Annotated in this window: 13 protein-coding genes and 1 other annotated feature; of the genes, 10 read left to right on the top strand and 3 right to left on the bottom strand. The window is 69.5% G+C overall.

Annotation, left to right across the window (positions count from 1 at the left end; translation table 11 throughout):
- Positions 1 to 6: 6 nt before the first annotated feature.
- Positions 7 to 2,055, bottom strand: a complete 2,049-nt coding sequence (locus ABD264_RS01605) for a S8 family serine peptidase (RefSeq protein ID WP_344203777.1) — start codon at positions 2,053 to 2,055, stop codon at positions 7 to 9.
- 290 nt (positions 2,056 to 2,345) lie between these two features.
- The gene (locus tag ABD264_RS01600) at positions 2,346 to 2,606 is read right to left on the bottom strand and encodes a type B 50S ribosomal protein L31 (RefSeq protein WP_055083062.1); all 261 of its coding nucleotides are present in this window, start codon (positions 2,604 to 2,606) and stop codon (positions 2,346 to 2,348) included.
- Positions 2,607 to 2,934: 328 nt separating this feature from the next.
- Between ABD264_RS01600 and ABD264_RS01595 the strand changes: the two genes are divergently transcribed.
- The 10 genes from ABD264_RS01595 (at position 2,935) to ABD264_RS01550 (ending at position 16,429) form a co-directional block, all read left to right on the top strand.
- Positions 2,935 to 4,713 (top strand): hypothetical protein, encoded by a 1,779-nt coding sequence (locus ABD264_RS01595; RefSeq protein WP_344203774.1) that lies wholly within the window; start codon positions 2,935 to 2,937, stop codon positions 4,711 to 4,713.
- Positions 4,714 to 5,778 carry a lipoate-protein ligase LplAB gene (gene lplAB / locus ABD264_RS01590; RefSeq protein WP_303106459.1) on the top strand — a complete coding sequence of 355 codons (1,065 nt, stop codon included), beginning with the start codon at positions 4,714 to 4,716 and terminating at the stop codon, positions 5,776 to 5,778.
- 124 nt (positions 5,779 to 5,902) lie between these two features.
- Complete coding sequence (locus ABD264_RS01585) at positions 5,903 to 6,934, top strand: LCP family protein (protein ID WP_303106460.1); 1,032 nt, start codon at positions 5,903 to 5,905, stop codon at positions 6,932 to 6,934.
- A 347-nt stretch (positions 6,935 to 7,281) separates the two neighbouring features.
- Complete coding sequence (locus ABD264_RS01580; protein ID WP_344203771.1) at positions 7,282 to 8,574, top strand: glycosyltransferase family 4 protein; 1,293 nt, start codon at positions 7,282 to 7,284, stop codon at positions 8,572 to 8,574.
- Entirely contained in the window at positions 8,571 to 10,439 is a 1,869-nt protein-coding gene (locus ABD264_RS01575) for a glycosyltransferase family 4 protein (RefSeq protein ID WP_344203769.1), read from the top strand. Before ABD264_RS01580 ends, ABD264_RS01575 begins: the two co-directional genes overlap by 4 nt.
- Positions 10,436 to 11,374: an ABC transporter permease gene (locus tag ABD264_RS01570; RefSeq protein ID WP_303106463.1), complete on the top strand. Its 939-nt coding sequence runs from the start codon at positions 10,436 to 10,438 to the stop codon at positions 11,372 to 11,374. Before ABD264_RS01575 ends, ABD264_RS01570 begins: the two co-directional genes overlap by 4 nt.
- Positions 11,358 to 12,317 carry an ABC transporter ATP-binding protein gene (locus ABD264_RS01565; protein WP_303106464.1) on the top strand — a complete coding sequence of 320 codons (960 nt, stop codon included), beginning with the start codon at positions 11,358 to 11,360 and terminating at the stop codon, positions 12,315 to 12,317. Before ABD264_RS01570 ends, ABD264_RS01565 begins: the two co-directional genes overlap by 17 nt.
- Positions 12,314 to 14,239, top strand: coding sequence for a glycosyltransferase family protein (locus ABD264_RS01560; protein ID WP_303106465.1), 1,926 nt, complete (start codon positions 12,314 to 12,316; stop codon positions 14,237 to 14,239). Before ABD264_RS01565 ends, ABD264_RS01560 begins: the two co-directional genes overlap by 4 nt.
- An 81-nt stretch (positions 14,240 to 14,320) precedes the next feature.
- Positions 14,321 to 15,568, top strand: a complete 1,248-nt coding sequence (gene wecC / locus ABD264_RS01555) for a UDP-N-acetyl-D-mannosamine dehydrogenase (RefSeq protein ID WP_303106466.1) — start codon at positions 14,321 to 14,323, stop codon at positions 15,566 to 15,568.
- A gap of 96 nt (positions 15,569 to 15,664) precedes the next feature.
- Complete coding sequence (locus ABD264_RS01550) at positions 15,665 to 16,429, top strand: hypothetical protein (RefSeq protein ID WP_344203763.1); 765 nt, start codon at positions 15,665 to 15,667, stop codon at positions 16,427 to 16,429.
- On the opposite strand, the gene ABD264_RS01545 is transcribed toward ABD264_RS01550, so the two are convergent.
- A protein-coding gene (locus ABD264_RS01545; protein WP_425554280.1) for an IS3 family transposase occupies positions 16,396 to 17,630 on the bottom strand; the annotation gives its coding sequence in 2 pieces (ribosomal slippage) (positions 16,396 to 17,348 and positions 17,348 to 17,630; 1,236 coding nt in all). The two genes, ABD264_RS01550 and ABD264_RS01545, sit on opposite strands and share 34 nt — an antisense overlap.
- Positions 17,239 to 17,349 (bottom strand) — a sequence feature (AL1L pseudoknot). Its footprint overlaps the gene before it by 111 nt.
- Positions 17,631 to 17,683: the final 53 nt, after the last annotated feature.

Genomic DNA, 17,683 nt, shown 5'->3' with positions numbered 1-17,683 from the left:
GGGAGCTCAGCGCGTGGTCCACACCCCGCGCTTGGAGGTCCAGTGGGCGGTGACGCCGTGGGAGAAGCGCTGGCGCACCTCACCGTTGCTCGTGTACTCGTCCGTGGTGGGCCAGCCCCAGCCGCGCTCCAGGCCGGCGCGCTTCCAGGCGCCGCCGATCCCGCCGGTCTCCTTCACCGCGTGCGCGCCGGACGAGGCGCTCCACAGGGTCTTGGTGGTCGTGGCGCCCTTGCGGTAGAGCTGGTAGGAGCCGCCGTTGACGCGCGCCTCGCCGGAGGCGGGGAATCCGTAGCCCCGCTCCCGGCCTGCTGCGATGAACTTCTTGCCGATCAGCGTGGCGTTCTCCACGATGTTCGCACCCGTGGCGCTGGACCAGTAGATGGTGACCTTGCGGCCGTTCTTCGTGAACTCCTGGTAGCGGCCGCCGTTGGCGGCGTTGGCCTCGTTCGTGACCGGGTTGCCCCACTTCGCGGCACCGCCGGTGGAGCGCCACTTGGCGCCGATGCCGCCGGTGGCCGTGTAGGAGGCCTGGGCCTGGCCCGTGGGAGCCACGGCACGCACCGCGGCCGAGGGGTTGAGGTTCAGCGACCCGAGCCGTCCGCTCGCGGTGGACTTCAGGATCTGCTCCACGCGTGCCGCGGTGATGGCTGGGTCACGCTGCTTCATCATGGCCACGGTGCCGGAGACCAGCGGGGTGGCCATCGAGGTGCCGTAGAGGTTGCCGTAGGTGGCGGCGCCGGGTGTGGTGGTGCCGCCGTTGACGGTTGAGAGCATGGGGAACTGGGCGGTGCCGCCCGGGGCGAGGACGTCCACCACGGCACCGGTGTTCGAGTAGCCCGCGGTGTTTCCGGCGTTGTCCGAGGCCCCGACCACGATGGTGTTCGTGCAGTTCGCCGGCGCGGTGCCGCCCGCGTTGACGGCGCGGTTGCCCGCGGCCACCACCACGGGGACGCGGCGGTTCACCGCGGTGTTGATCGCGTTCTGCATGGTGGTGCCGCACTCGCCCGGGTAGTTCAGGGACATGTTGATCACGGAGGCGGGGTTCTTGTTCGCGGGCTGATCCGCCACGGCGGCACCGGCGGACCAGGTGACGGCGTCCGCGATGTCCGAGACCCAGCCGTTGGTGCACTTGCCGAGCACACGTACCGGCAGGATCTTGGCGCCGGGGGCCGCCCCCGAGATGCCTGCCCCGTTGTTGGTCACGCCCGCGGCGAGACCGGCCACGTGCGTGCCGTGCCAGGACGAGGGCCGGGCCGCGGCGGAGCACTCTCCGGCCGCGCTCCAGTCGCCCTGGTCCTGCGGGTTGCCGTCCCGCCGGTCGCCGTCGCGGGAGAGTGCGGTGTCGTTGATGAAGTCACGGCCCGGCAGCACCTTCGAGTTGAGCTCCGGGTGCGAGGTGATTCCGGTGTCCAGCACCGCGATGGTCTGGCCGTTGCCGCGGGAGACGTCCCACGCACCGGGGAAGTTCACGCCGCCCTGGGCCGGCAGCAGGGTCCACTGGTAGGCCGTGTAGACGTCGTTGGGCATCCAGGAGGAGGAGGCGAGGCGGTCCGCCTCCGCATACTCCACGGCCGGGTCCGCCTGGATCTCGGCCACGAGCTTCTTCTGCTCGGTCTCGTCCAGCTCGCGGTCCAGCTCGAGCACATCGGCCTGTGCGGCGGTGGTCTTCACCTTCTCGCTGACCTCCGGTGCCTTCGCCTCGCTCAGCGCGTTCTCAGCGGCCTCTTCGACCACCTTTTCCTTGGTGGTCTCCGCGGCCGCGGGATCGTGGAACTTCACGATCACGCGGTCGGACTCGGTGGGCGGGTCGTTCGGCACGGTGCTCGCGGGAGAGTCCGGGCCGCTCTCGGGAGCCGCCACGGCGGGCTGCGCGGAGAACGCCAGGGCAGCGGTCACCGCGATCGGCAGCACGGACCGGCGCAGCACGCCCGTCAGGGAGGACCACGACGCCGCGGCGTCGTGGTCACCACGGGAGGAGCCGTCAGCGAGACCGGCACGGCGGGAGCTGTAGCGCGCTGCAGGCATGGTGCAGCGGCGGGAGAAGGGTGTCTTCATCGGTGGGGAGACCTTTCGCTGGCCGCGACGCAGGGAAGGGGGGACCGTCGGGGCCTGAGGGGGATTGAGCCGTGCACAATCCTATGCAAAAGATCACAGTTTGGTGACGGACACGCCGAAGGTGTCGTGACGTGTCCGCGACCCGGGGGCGGCCACGCCGCCCGCGCCCAGGCGGTTGGGGTCGTGCGCGTTCGCCGACCCGAAGCAACCGGGACCCGCTGTGTCCTGGAATGACGCACGCCCGGCACCACCGTGAGGTGGGCCGGGCGTCCGGAGGGAGCGAGTCCGACTTACTTGGAGGACTTCCCGAAGTTCGCGAAGCGCTGGTTGAAGCGCTCCACGCGACCGGCGGAGTCCATGATCCGCTGCTTGCCCGTGTAGAACGGGTGGGACTCGGAGGAGATCTCGACCTCGATGATCGGGTACTCGTTGCCGTCCTCCCACGTCTCCGTCTTGGAGGAGGTGGCGGTGGAACGAGTCAGCACGACCTTGCCGGAGGCGAGGTCGCGGAAGAGGACCGGGTGGTAGTCCGGGTGGATGTCAGCCTTCATGGTGTCAACCTTCTGTAGGTGCCTGGATTTTGCCAGGCACGGCGTTGCTCGGATGCGGTGCGCTCGGAAGCGGGCACCAAGGCACCAGCATACGCCCGCGCGGGCGAGCGGTCGACCGGGGACTCGGACCCGCCGGTAGGGTGGACCGGTGCCCACAATCCCCTGCCCTGTCAGCCCAGAAAGTGGTGTGCTCCCACTGAGGGGTTCCTCCTGGAGGCGTCACTCATCTCGATGCAGGCCGCGTTCCGTCGTCCTTGCGCTCTCGGGCGTGGGAATCCTGCTGATGAGCGCATGCGCCGCGCAGCCGGAACCAGCACCGACTGGGCCTTTGAGCGGGGTGGCCCGCAACGCCCCGTTGCACGACGTGGACCCTGCGGACGTCGTGGCGGCAAGAAATGCTCCCGAGGCCTACCCGGCGAGCGCCCCCACCCGTGGTGACACCAGCGCATCGGTTCGGGTGCCAACAACCCCGTCGGACACCAGTGAGTACCAGCAGGGTGCCGTGGGGTTGTCCTTCGAGTCCACCGACCTGGCCGACCAGCGCCTGGGCAGCGATTCCGACGACCTCGTGTCGATCTTTCGCGCGCTGAACGGACCTACGCTTCGGTTCGGTGGCAACTCCACCGACCGCAGAATGTTCTTCACCTCTGACGACGAACCTGCCCCCACCGACTGGAAACTCACTGAGGGGGAGAGGATCACCCGGGTGACGCCGTCCGACCTGCAACGGGTCGCCGGATTTGCCGACGCTACGGGTGCTTCGGTCATCGTGAGCGTGGACCTCGCGCACGACGACCCCGACCGCGCCGCGGACTTCGCCGAGCACGCGCACGAGGCCTTCGGGGACCAGCTCATCGGTGTGATGGTGGGCAACGAACCCAACGGATTCCACGATGAAGACGCCCCCGGGTTGAGCGTCAAGGGACCAGAGTGGAACACCCTGCAGTACACGCGCCAGCTCACGGCCTACTCGACGGCCATCCACGAGCGCGTGCCAGGTCTGCGAATCGTGGCACCAGGCGCGTATTCAGCCGACTGGTGGGACGCGGCGGCGGCATCGCGCGCCGCAAATCCGCTCGCCCTCGCGGTGCACCAGTACCCGTTGTCCGAGTGCGGGACGGACAACGTGCAGCAGAGACCCACCGTGGCCAACGCGGTGGGCTCCGTCACGCGGGAACGCGTGGACTCTTTCGTCCAGCGGGCCGCTGTCGACGCCGCGTCCCACGACGCCCCGCTGTGGATCACGGAGACCTCTGCCTCCGCGTGCGCGGGCAGCAACGCGATCACGGAGACTCTGGCAAGTGCGGTCTTCCAAGCCGAGTACTCGGTGCGGGCACTGTCCCGGGGAGCTGAGAGGATCGCCGTCCATTCATCGCTCGCTCCGTGCCACGGAGGCGCGCCGATGTCCCCCTTGTGCGCCAACGGAACAATCGACCACCCAGGAGAACGCTTCGCGCTTCGAGCCAACGGTCTGGCCCTGGCCCTCGTCGCCAGCATTCCGAGCGGAAGGGTGCATCCGGCCACAACGGGAACTTCGGACCTGACCGGGTACGCGGTGGAGCACGACGACGGTTCCACGACCCTCGTCCTCTCCGACTTCCGCGATCCCGGCACAGCCGGCACCCGGACCACCACCGTGACCATGCCCGACGGGGTCGCGAGGGTCACGGAGGCCCAGCTGAGCGCCGCCGAGTGGACGAGCGAGTACCCCGTGGACACCGTCCTTGACCACGCGGGGCAGTCCACCGGCGCGACCGCCAGCCCTGCAAGCACGTCGCACGGCGCAGACTATCCTGCGGACCCCGCCATCGGGCTCAGCGTCGAAGAAGCCGTGCGCCCCGTGGCATCGGGCTCGGTCGCCGTGGACGGCTACGGTCTGCCCATCGCCCCCGCGGCTAGCAGACCTGCCGTGGCGGGAGTCGACGCCGGCGAACGCACGTTTTCGCTCGCCCTCCCTGCGGGAACGACTTCCGTTCTGACCATTACTCCATCCGACCGATCGACCGGACCGAGCGGCACCGGGGTTCCCTCCGAGCCGACCGGTACGCCGTCTGGCACGATGCACCCCAGCGGTTCAAGAACCTCAACACGCAACGGAGGACAGTGAATGAACACGTCGCACGCCCACGGAGAGTACAAGGTCCCCGGCGGGAAGCTGGTGGTCGCGGACTTCGAGGTCCAGGATGGGCGCCTCGCACGGGTGTCCATCAACGGGGACTTCTTCCTGGAACCGGACGAGGCCCTCGCGGACATCAATGCCGCGCTGACCGGTCTGCCGGAGGACACCGCGCCCCAGGAGATGGTGCAGCGCATCGAAGCGGGGCTGCCGCCGTCTGCGGTGCTGTTCGGTTTCGACGCCCGCGCGGTGGTGATTGCCGTGCGGCGTGCGCTGGCACGGGCCACGAGCTGGACGGACCACGAGTGGGAGGTGATCCCCGCGCTGGTGCGCCCCACCCTGGAGAACCTGGCACTGGACGAGGTGCTCGCCCGCGAGGTGGGTGCGGGGCGGCGCAACCCCACGCTGCGATTCTGGGACTGGGACGAGCCGGCCGTGGTGATCGGCTCGTTCCAGTCGGTGGCCAACGAGGTGGACCCGGAGGCCGCGAAACGCCACGGAGTGCAGGTGGTGCGCAGGGTCTCCGGCGGCGGGGCCATGTTCATGGAGGCCGGCAACTGCATCACCTACTCCCTCTACCTCCCGCAGACCCTGGTGGATGGGCTGAGCTTCGCTGACTCCTACCCGTTCCTGGACGCGTGGGTGATGCAGGCTTTCAAGGACATGGGGGTGGAGGCGTTCTACGTGCCCCTGAACGACATCGCCACCCCGCAGGGCAAGATCGGCGGGGCGGCCCAGAAGCGCTTCGCCAACGGAGGGATGGTCCACCACGTGACCATGAGCTACGACATCGACGCCGAGAAGATGACGGACGTGCTGCGCGTGGGCAAGGAGAAGCTCTCCGACAAGGGCATCCGCTCCGCGAAGAAGCGTGTGGACCCGCTGCGCCGTCAGACGGGCATGGCGCGCGAGGACGTGATCGCCGCTCTCTCGCGCACCTTCACCGATCGCTACGCGGCGAGGATTGGTAAGGTCTCAGACAGCGAGCTCGCCGCGGCCAGGGAGTTGATCGAGCACAAGTTCGGCACCGAGGAGTGGATTCACCGGGTGCCGTAATAGTATGTGCAAACGCAATCACCACTGCGTCCGCTCCACCTGGCTTCGGAATGCCGCCCGCATCCCGAAGCCAGGGATCGGGTGAGCGTCGCGTGATGATGACCCCCCAGCCCCGGAGAGCCACGTGTCCCAGCCCCAGTACGAGTCAGACGCCCACGAGCCCCGCCCGGTGAGGAAGAAGCACACCGGGCGCAACATCATCCTGGTCCTGCTGTCCCTGGTGGTGGTCCTGGCCGTGGCCGCGGGCCTGTTCATGTGGAACCTGGGCCGCAACTTCGACAACGGGGCGGCCAGCCTGGACAACGCGTTCCCGGACGAGTCCTCCCGACCCGCCAAGGGCTCCGCGGAGGACAGCGGAACCACCGTGCTGCTGCTCGGCTCGGACAAGCGCCCCGAGGGCGTGGACAAGGACGTCACCGGCTCCCGGGCGGACTCGATCATGCTGCTGCACATCCCGGAGGACGGCGGGCAGATGTACGTCATGTCCATCATGCGCGACACGTGGGTGGACATCCCCGGCGTGGGCGAGTCCAAGATCAACGCGGCACTGGACCAGGGCGGGATGCCCCTGATGGTCCAGACACTGGAGGAGAACTTCGACACCCGCATCGACGAGGTGGCCATGGTGGACTTCGCCGGGTTTGAGGGCCTCACCGACGCCCTCGGCGGGGTGACTGTCAACGTGCCCGAGGCGTTCACCGCCCAGGGCGGGCAGCACTTCGAGGCCGGCCCCCAGGAGATGAACGGCGAGCAGGCGCTTGCGTTCGTGCGGGAGCGCTACGCGTTCTCCGACGGCGACTACCAGCGCGTGCGCAACCAGCGGGCCTACCTGCAGGCCATGATGAACAAGCTGCTGAGCACGGGCACCGTCTCCAACCCCGTGAAGCTCAACGAGGTGGTCAAGCAGATCTCCCCGTACCTGACCGTGAGCGACGGGTTGACCTCCACGTGGATCGCCCAGCGCGCGCCCCAACTGGTGGGTCTGAGTAGCAGCGACATCCACATGTTCACCGTGCCCAACAAGGGCGTGGGAACATCCGCGGACGGCCAGTCGATCATCGTCGCCGACGAGGACGCCATGAAGGCGATCGGCAAGGCCATCTCGAACGGCACCCTGGACAGCTACGTCCAGTCGCTGGACCAGCAGGGCCAGTGACCTCCGGCGCCCGGGCGGGACGTTCCGCCCGGGCGCCGTTGCAGGTGCGGGACCCGGCGCTGTCCGTCCCCGCAACGCAGACCCCTGCCTACGGCCCCACCCTCCCCATTAGGCCGTCGCCCCGGCACTTTCCCCCACCGCCCGGCAGCTCCCTCCCCTCCCCGCCGGCTCGTGACCGTGACGCGAGAGAGACATGACCCCCACCTCACCCCCCACAGGCACCGAGGCCGCAAGTTCCCAGCCGCCCCTTCGACTGCTGCTGCTCGCCAGCTCGTACTGGCCCGAGCACTCACCGCCGCAGCGCCGGTGGTACTCCCTGGTGAGCCATCTGCGCGAGCGCGCCTGGAGTGTGTCCGTGGTGTGCCCGGTGGCCCACTACGGTGCGGGTCCGGACTACTCCGAGACCACGCGGGGCCGTGCGTGGCGGCATCAGACCGGATTCCTGGGGGGAGCAGATCCACCGTGTTCCGTTCCTGTTCGTGGGTGACCACCGGACGGGCAAGCTGCTGGACCAGCTCGTGAGCGCGGCGGCCTCGGCGGTGCGGGGGTGCCTCACGGCGCGGCAGGACGTGGTGGTGGTGACGGCCCCGTCCTTGCCGCTGCTCGCCTCCGCCCTGGTGGTGGCGCGGGTCAAGGGCGTCCCCCTCGTGGTGGAGATGCGCGATGCGTGGCCGAACCTGGCCGAGGACGCCTCCGTGGTCCGCGGGGGATCGCGCTCGCTCGTGAACAGGGCGGTGGTCTCGGTGCAGAACAGGGCCGACCTCGTGGTCACGGTGACCCAGGGCTTCGCCCGGACATTGCGCGAGCGCGGTGTGCGCAACGTGGTCACGGTGCGCAACGGGATCCTGCTGGAGCGCACCCCGCAGCTTCCCCCACCACCGGTCGAGCGGGACGTGCTGCGCGTGCTCTACCTGGGCAACCACGGGGAGTCCCAGTCCCTGGACCGGCTGGTACGTGCCGCCCACCTCGCCGGGGACGCGGTGGAACTCACCCTCGTGGGCCAGGGCAGCCAGAAGCCCGCACTGAAGGAGCTCGCCCGTGCGCTCGGTGTGAACGTGCGGTTCCTGCCACCGGAGTACCGCGAGCTGGTCTTCGCCCGCTACCAGGCCACCGACTCGATCGTGATCTGTCTGCGCGACGACTGGAAGTCCTTCGAGGACACGATCCCCTCCAAGACCTACGAGGTGCTCGCCGTGGGGCGCCACATCACTGCCGTGGTGCGTGGAGAGGCCGCCCACGTGCTCGCGGAGGCGGGGGAGGGAGACATCGTGGGCTCCGACCCCAAGGAGATCGCGGCACTGTGGCTTGCGCTCGCGGCGGACCGGTCCCGTCTGCTGACCCACGGCTCCGGGCGGGAGTGGGTGCGTCACAACGCGGACTACGCAGACCTCGCCGTGCACTACGACCAGCACCTGCGGGACACGGTGCGCGAGCACACACGTGCGTGCGGTGCGGGGTTGCTCCCGCGCGCCGCACGGCTGGCGCGCTCGCTCCGCTGCTCGCTGCGAGCTCCGTCCCCCGCCTCATCGTGGACGGGACGGGCAGGCGCATCCCCGTCAGCCGGTCCCCGTGGGACGGGGCAGCCCGTGGCCGGGTTCCACCCTGCCTCGGAGCGCACGGCGGGAGGGGTCGGCGCGTGAGCCTCGAGCGCACCGGGAGGTGCCTGGAGCTCGCGGCCAACGCGTGGCTCACGACGGGCACCGTGGCCCGTCACGTCACCGACGACCCGGTGGTGTTCTGGTTGCAGGTATCCCGCCGTCTGCCCCGCCGGTGGGTCACCCCCGCGGCACGGTGCCTGCGCCACGCCCCGGGGGCCACGCCGCGGGCCACCGCGCTGCACCTGCTGGGCCACGACGACGCCGCACGCACCGTCCTCGCCGAGGAGTCGTCGGGCGCGCGGGGGACCCGGCGCGGTGCGGAGGTGGCCCTCGCCCTGGGGGACACAGACCTCGCTGCACGGCTGCTCGACTCCGTGCCGGAGGGAACCCCGGGGACTGCGGCAACCCGCGCCCGACTGGCCTGGCACCGCGGCGAGGTGGACCACGCCGTCGCGCTGCTGGACGCGGCCCGCTCACGGGGGACCGCTACCCGCGGCGAGCGCTCCCTGCACTGCCGGCTCGCCGCGGAACGCGACCTGCTCGGCGACTTCCTACCGCGCCTCGACCCCGTCACCGGCTACACCCCGCGCGAGCGGACCGTGCTCTACGCGGTGACCAACTCGCTGCCCCACACCGCGAGCGGCTACGCGCAGCGCTCCCACTCGTACCTCACCGCTCTGCAGGAGGAGGGATGGCACGTGCACGCGGTGACCCGCCCCGGCTACCCCGTGCAGGTGGGCAAGATCCTCGCCCGCCACACCGACGTGGCGGACGGCATCCCGTACCACCGCATCCTCTCCGCTGGACTCGCCAGCACCGCCACGGGACGCGTCCAGCAGCACGCGGACGCCCTGCTCGCACTCGCCCTCGAGCTGCGCCCCGCCGTGCTGCACACCACCAGCCACTACGTCAACGCGCTCGCTGTGGCCGCCGTGGCGCGGACGCTCGGCATCCCGTGGGTCTACGAGGTCCGCGGCCTGCTCGCGGACACCTGGGCCGCCACCCGCGGCGAACAGGCCGTGTCCTCCCCGTACTACGAGCGCTTCCAGCGCCGGGAGGCCTGGGCAGCCACGTCCGCCGACCGCACGGTGACACTCGGCACCGCCATGGCCGGACGCCTCATCGACCTCGCCGCCGATTACGCCACGGACGACGCCGTCGACACCCCCCGCGGGCGCGGAACCGCCGCGCACGGCGTTGCCGGGGCGCCCCTGCACGTGGACCTCGCTCCCAACGCCGTGGGCGACGCCCTCCTGGACGCCCCGACCCGCGACGCCGCCCGTGCCACCCTCGGGCTGCCCACCGACCGCTTCCTCGTGGGCACCGCGACCTCGGTGGTCGACTACGAGGGCCTCGACGACCTCCTGCGCGCCGCAGCACTGCTCCGAACCCGCATCCCTCAGCTCCGCGTGCTGGTCGTGGGCGACGGCGTGGCCCGGCCCGCCCTCGAGCACCTCGCCCATGACCTCGGCATCGAGGACATCGTCACCTTCACCGGCCGAGTACCCCGCGAGCACGCCGCCACGCGGACGGCCGCCCTCGACACCTTCGTCATCCCCCGCAAGGACCGCTCCGTCACCCGGGCCGTGACCCCCCTGAAACCCGTCGAGGCCATGGCCGCGGCAACCCCCGTGATCGCCAGCGACCTGCCCGCCCTGCGCGAGACCGTCCGCGACGGCGAGACCGGACTGCTCACACCCCCCGAGGACCCGCGTGCGCTCGCAGAGACCATCGAGCGACTCGCCCGGGATCCTGGGGAGGCCACAGACCTCGCCCTGACCGCACGTGCATGGGTTCGTGAACACCGCACGTGGGCCGCAATCGCCCAGCAAGCCTCCACACGGTACTGTGAATTGACTGGAGACATCCCCACAACAGCCCACGAACCGCAGGAGACCGACGCATGAGCACCACTGCCGACCAGGTCCCTGGCCCCGGCACGGCCGAGGGACCCGGTGCGGGTGACGGGTCCACCGGGGCCGCTCCGGCCACACGCGTGGAGCACTTCGACCCCGCTGCGATGAACGCGGTGGGTGCCCGGCCGCCCCTGCGCGAGTACGTCCGCGAGCTGTGGGGCTCGCGGCACTTCATTGCGTACGACGCTCGCGTGCGGCTTGCGGTGAGCCAGGACCACACGTTCCTGGGCAAGGCGTGGATCGTGCTGAACCCCGTGCTGCTGGGACTCACGTTCTACGTGATCTTCGGGCTGCTGCTGCACACGGGCCGGGGCATCGAGAACTTCGTGGCGTTCCTCGTGCTCGGGCTGACCATGTTCATGTACAGCTCCCGTTCGGTCGTGTCCGTCTCGCGCTCCATGGCGTCCGGGAAGGCGCTGGTGCGCGGGTTCATGTTTCCCCGCGCGGCCCTGACGCTGTCCATCGTGATGCGGGACGCCCTCACCCAGGCGTATGCCCTCGGGACGATTCTCGTGTTCCTGCTGATCGTGCCGCCGCTGGAGCCCATCTCCTGGACGTGGCTGCTGCTGATTCCCGTGTTCGCGCTGCAGACCGTCTTCAACTGGGGCTTCGGCATGCTGCTGGCCCCGGCGGTGCACAAGATCCCGGACCTCGCGAACATTCTCTCGTTCTTCATGCGGCTGTGGATGTACTCCTCCGGGATCTTCTACGACCCCTCCCGGTTCGTGAGCGACGAGCGGATCCTGGCCCTGTTCCACTTCAACCCGCTCTACCAGGTGCTCGCGATGAGCCGGGACCTCGTGCTGCGGGCGCAGCTGCCCTCGTGGTCCTCGTGGGGCGTGCTGAGCTGCGCCTCCCTGCTCGTGTTCGTCGTCGGCTTCCTGGCGTTCTGGCGCAACGAGGAGAGCTATGCGGACGAACGGTGAGGACGGCCCGGTGGAGGACTTCAGGGACGACGGGGCACTGTGCTCGCTCTTCGGCGCGGACGGAGACCTCTCCTTCCTCGACGAGGAGGAGCGGGGTGCGGCAACGGGACCCGCCGTGGTGATCGACCACGTGAGCATGGTCTACAACGTGACCTCCACGGGCGGGGGAGACGAGGTGGCCGTCCCAGCACCCGTGCGCTGGGCTCGCAAGGCCCTGGGGCGCCCGCCTGTGGTGCGCAACCGGGCCGTCAACGACCTCACGCTCGCCGTGCACCAGGGCGAGTTCGTCGGCTTCATCGGACGCAACGGGTCCGGGAAGTCCACCCTGATGAACATCGTGGCCGGTCAGATGAACCCCACCTCCGGCCGCGTCTACGCGGTGGACACCCCCGTGAAGCTCGGCGTCAACGTCTCGCTGGTTCCCGCGCTGTCCGGGGAGAAGAACATTCGCCTGGGCTGCCTGGCCCAGGGGATGGATCCGCGTCACGTGCAGGAAATCCTCCCGGAGCTGGTGGAGATCGCTGCCCTGGGCAACGCCATCCACTGGCCCATGAAGGCGTACTCTTCCGGCATGGCCGCCCGGCTGCGCTTCGCGGTGGCCACGGCGACGGACCCGCACATCCTGATCCTGGACGAGGCGCTGTCCACCGGGGACGCCCAGTTCCGCGAGCGCGGGCAGGCCCGCATGGCCCAGATCCGGGAGCAGGCCGGCTGCGTGCTGTTCGTGTCCCACACGATGGCCGAGGTGCGCGAGATGTGCACACGGGTGGTGTGGCTGGACCAGGGGGACCTGCTGATGGACGGGGACCCGGACAACGTCACACGAGAGTACGAGGCGTTCATGAAGCAGCTCGCGGCCGGGAACAACCACGCAGCAGAACGGGAGAAGCAGCGTCTGATGTCCCAGGTGGTACGCACCGAGTTGCGTGAGGTGCACGCATGAGCTCCCGGGGCAGCGGCAGCGACCTGCGCACGCAGCTGTGGCACCTGCGCCACGGTGGGTTCGCGCAGTGGCGGACCCACCGGCGGCGGGCGAACCTGCCCCAGGGGCCCTCCGCGAGCGCCGTCGTCACCGGCACGGGAGCCGGACAGGGTGACCGGCACGGGGCCCAGGACGCGCCGCGGGAGGTCTCCTTTGCCCCGCAGGCATGGCCTGAGCGTTCGCCCGTGCGCGCGGACGTCACCGCCGCCGTCATCCTCGACGACTTCTCCCTGCGCGCGTTCCAGTACGAGTGGAACCAGGTGGAGCTGATCCGCGGGAACTGGCGCGCCGAACTGGCTGCCCAGCCCGTGGACCTGCTGTTCGTGGAGTCCGCGTGGCACGGCAACCACGACGAGTGGCAGTACCAGTTCACGGGGACCTCCGGCGTGAAGGAACCCGTGCGCGAGCTTGTGGGCCACTGCCGTGCGCAGGGGATCCCCACCGTGTTCTGGAACAAGGAGGACCCGCCGCACTACGAGGACTTCCTGGAGTGCGCGCGCCTGTTCGACGTTGTGTTCACCACCGACGTCAACAAGGTCCCCGACTACCACAGGGACCTCGGCCACGAGCGCGTGGGCGTGCTGCCCTTCGCGGCCCAGCCGGCTGTCCACAACCCCGCGCGGCCCCGCACGGGCTTCCACGTCCGGGACGTCGCCTTCGGCGGCATGTACTTCGCCCACAAGTTCCCCGAGCGGCGCGAGCAGATGGACCTGCTGCTCGGTGGCGCCCACGACGTCTCGCCAACGCTCGAGACCGGACTGGAGATCTTCTCCCGCTATCTCGGACACGACGGGCGCTACCAGTTTCCCGCGCCCCTGGACCGCCACGTCGTCGGTACCCTGGGCTACGACCAGATGCTCACCGCCTACCGCGCGTACAAGGTCTTCCTCAATGTGAACTCCGTGGTGGACTCGCCGTCCATGTGCGCTCGGCGGATTTTCGAGATCACCGCGTGCGGCACCGCGGTGGTGTCCACCCCGTCCGAAGCCGTGCGACGGTACTTCACGCAGGACCAGCTCTCCGTGGTTGCAGACCGTGAGCACGCCGCTCACGTGATCCGCGCCCTCGTGCGCAGCCCGGAGCTCGCGGACCGGATGGTGCACCGCGCCCAGCGCGAGATCTGGGCCAAGCACACCTACACGCACCGCGTGGAGACGGTGCTCGAGCGCGCGGCCCCGCAGCTCGCCGTCGCCCGAGTGCGCCCCACCGTGACGGCGCTGCTGTGCACCAACCGCCCCGACCGCGTGGCCACCGCCCTGGCGGGGATCGCCGCGCAGCGGGATGTGACGCTGGACGTCGTCCTCGTGGCCCACGGTTTCGCGCCCTCGACGAGGGCCGTGGCCGACGCCGTTCACGACTCTGGCCTGCGGGTCACCATCGTGGCCGCGGACGCCTCGCTGACCCTGGGGGACTGCCTCAACCTGGCCGTGGAGCACGCCACCGGGGACGTGCTCTCCAAGATGGACGACGACGACTACTACGCGCCGCGCTACCTCGCCGACCTGCTGGACGCCCTGTCCTACGCGAACGCGGACGTGGTGGGAAAGCAGGCGCACTACATGCACGTGCAGTCCCAGGACGCCACGCTGCTGCGCTTTCCCCGCCGCGAGCACCGGTACACGGACTTCGTCATGGGCCCCACCATCACCGGCCGACGCGAGGTCTTCCGCCAGATCCCGTTCCAACGGCGCAGCACGGGGGAGGACACATCGTTCCTCGCGGCGGTGCGCGAGGCCGGCTACACGATCTACTCTGCGGACCGCTTCAACTTCGTGCAGTTCCGCGGCGCACACACTCACACGTGGCAGGTGTCCGACGCCGCAGCGCTGGCTACAGGCGAGGTCGTACTTTTCGGGGACAATAAAAAGCACGTGACGATATGATTTTTCGAATTCCCGTTGTCTCGAACGAGAACCACGCGTGCGCCCGCACGGGGCTGCGCGCCGACCAGATGAGGTGTGTCAATGAGTGAACCGCTGGAAGTCGTCTTCGTGGGGCTGGGCTACATCGGCCTGCCCACCGCCGTGGTGATGGCGAACCACGGGGTGCGGGTCCACGGTGTGGACGTCAACGCCTCGGCGGTCGAGCGGATCCAGCGCGGTGAGGTCACCATCGTGGAGCCCGGTCTGGAGGAGCAGCTGAAGCAGGCCGTGAGCAGCGGCCGACTCACCGCCACCACCGAGATGCAGCACGGTGACGCGTTCGTGATCGCCGTGCCCACCCCCTTCAAGGAGAACTACGAGGGGGACCTGACCTACATCATGTCCGCCGCGGAGTCGATCGCCCCGCAGCTGCGCGGTGACGAGACCGTGATCCTGGAATCGACCTCCCCGCCGCGCACCACCGAGAAGCTTGCGGCCAAGATCATGGAGCTGCGCCCGGACCTCTCCCAGGACGGTGCGGACGGCAAGCCGATCGTGCACTTCGCGTACTGCCCCGAGCGCATCCTGCCCGGCAAGGCCCTGGAAGAGCTGATCACCAACGACCGCATCATCGGCGGCCGCACCCCCGAGGCCGCCCGCCGCGCCCGCGAGGTCTACGCGTCCTTCTGCGAGGGCGCGCTGCTCGAGACAGACGATGTCACGGCGGAGATGTCCAAGCTCACGGAGAACAGCTTCCGTGACGTGAACATCGCGTTCGCCAACGAGCTCTCCCTGATCGCGGACAACCTGGGGATCGACGTGTGGGAGCTCATCGAGCTGGCCAACCACCACCCGCGCGTGAACATCCTGCAGCCGGGCCCCGGCGTGGGCGGGCACTGCATTGCCGTGGACCCCTGGTTCATCGTGGCGGCGGACCGTGAGAACTCGAACCTGATCCGCACCGCGCGCGAGGTCAACGACGGCAAGCCCAAGTGGGTCATCTCCAAGGTGGAGGAAGCCTGCTCCCATGTGGAGTCCCCGGTGATCGCGGCCCTGGGCCTCGCGTTCAAGGCCAACATCGACGACCTGCGCGAGTCCCCGGCCATGAACATCACCAAGGACCTGGCGCAGCACGTGAGCCGCGCGACCGTGCTGGCCGTGGAGCCCAACGTCAAGGAACTGCCCAAGGCCCTGCAGGGTCTGGGCAACGTGGAGTTCGCCGACTACCAGGACGCGATCGAGCGCGCGGACGTGGTCCTGCTGCTCGTGGACCACGACGAGTTCAAGACCCTGCCGGCCACCGCGCTCAAGGGCAAGGCCGTGGTGGACACGAAGGGTCTGTGGCGCTGAGCCACTGACGCGAGGGCGGTGGGAGCACCGTCCCCGCCCCCGCATCGTCTTCTCGCGCCTCCCCCCCGGCGCGCCGTATCCCCCAGGAGCACCCCCATGCATCCAGACGAACGCCGCGACCCAGCCCGGTTGCGGGAACTGGTGTACCGCCAGGTCGCCCGGGATCCGCGTGGCACGTTCGATCAGCTGGAAGCAGCACAACGCAGGATCCGGTCCCTGGAGGCCGCGGTCGCCACGGACCGGTCCCGGATCGAGAAGCTCACCGCGCAGAACCGCACATTGGCCGCCTCGTCGACGACTACGGAGGAGCGGGCGTCGGAGTCCGGCGCGGAACCCGCCAGCGAGGGAACCAGGGCCCCGGTCGACGACGTGGCGCCGACCGACGACGGTATGTCGGCGGCCGCCACGAGCCCGGCAACCCGGGTTCACGACGACGCCGCGGCCACCGGCCCGTCGAACCAGACGCCCCACGCGTCGTCGGCCGGTACCGAACCGACCGCAGAGGTCGAGCACTCCCTCGAGGACGTCCTGGCCACCCTGGAGGCCGAGCCCACCGCGGCGCACTTGTCCGCTGCTCTCAACCGGCTGTGGTACCGCGAAGGGAACATCACACGTGCGGCGGAACTGGTCGACCGCCACCGCGGCCTGCTGCCGGATCTCACCGAGAAACAGCGCTACTTGACGGACCGCATCCTGGGCACCGTGGCACTGGACCGCACTGCGGCGCGACTCGTGCCCCCGCGCTCCCGCGGTGCGGCGTACCTGCCCGAGCGGCAACGCATCCTGTACTGCGCGTACTCTGAAGCGCCCTGGGTTTCGTTCCGAGGTCAGGACGCAACGGGCGCTGAATCCTGGTCGTGAGTGTAGGCCGCCTCGACCTCCGCGGGAGTGCAGTAGCCGAGGGCTTCATGGAGGCGGGCCGTGTTCCACCAGTGCACCCACCCCATCGTGGCCAGCTCGACCGCCTCGACGGACTCCCAGATCCGCTTGGCGTGAATGAGTTCGGCTTTGTAGAGCCCGTTCACGGTCTCGGCCAGGGCGTTGTCGTAGGAGTCGCCCACGGTGCCCACCGAGGCGCTCACCCCGGCGGTGATGAGCGCGTCCGAATACGCCAGAGAGACGTACTGGGAGCCGCGGTCTGAGTGATGGACCAGACCTTCCCGGCCCCGGCTGGCTCCCGTGCTCAACAGCGCGTGCTCCAGGGCCAGCAACGGCAGCCCCGCAGTGTGAAGGCTGCCCGAGACGGCCCACCCGACGATGCGCCGGGAGTAGACGTCGGTGATGAAAGCGACGTAGCAGAACCCACCCAGGATCCTCACGTAGGTGATGTCAGCGACCCAGAGCCGATGCGGCCGATCCGCCGTGAAGCGGCGCTCGACCATGTCAGGGCGGGCATCCGGCTCGCGGGCAGGCTTCGTCGTGATCGGCTTGCGCCCTCGCCTCACGCCCTGCAGCCCGGCGGCACGCATGAGGCGGGCTACTTGGTCCCGGCCGATCTCCCAGCTGGCCCGACGCATGGCCTGGTGCATCTTCCTGACGCCGTAGACGCTGTAGTTCTCGACATGGACCCGCCTGATCTCCTGCCCGAGCATCGCGTCTCGCACAGACCGCTCAGAGGCGGGCCTGGTCTTCGCGGCGCGGTAGCCGCGCGAGGTGATGAACCCACACTCCGTTGCACTCAGCGTGCGGCAGATGGCCTCGACCCCGAACTGATCACGATGCATATCGATGAACGCGATCATCTCGTCGTGGGGCGGTCGAGCTCCGCTGCGAAAAAAGCCGAAGCCTTGCGCAGGATCTCGTTCGCGCGGCGCAGCTCAAGGTTCTCTCTGCGCAGCTTGGTGATCTCCTCGGCTTCAGCGGTGCTCAGCCCTGGAGCCTCGCCCTGATCGATGCGGTCCTGCTTCCACCAGTTCCTCAGCGTGTGCGGTGAGATTCCGCCGAGGGCTTCACCGACGGCGGTGCAGGCGACCCAGCCAGAGCACTGCTCGGCACGGACGCGTTCTTCGATGAGCTTCAGGGCTCGCGCCTTGAACTCGGGGGTGTACTTCTGGGGCACGATCCGATCCTCCTTGAGGAAGTAGGTCGGAACGAAACCCAGGGCGCTTCACGGTG

The sequence above is a fragment of the Kocuria salsicia genome (genome assembly GCF_039532055.1).
In the GTDB taxonomy this organism is placed as follows: domain Bacteria; phylum Actinomycetota; class Actinomycetes; order Actinomycetales; family Micrococcaceae; genus Kocuria; species Kocuria salsicia.
The sequence above is the reverse complement of the archived record's forward strand: the minus strand, read 5'-3'. Positions and strand labels throughout refer to the sequence as shown.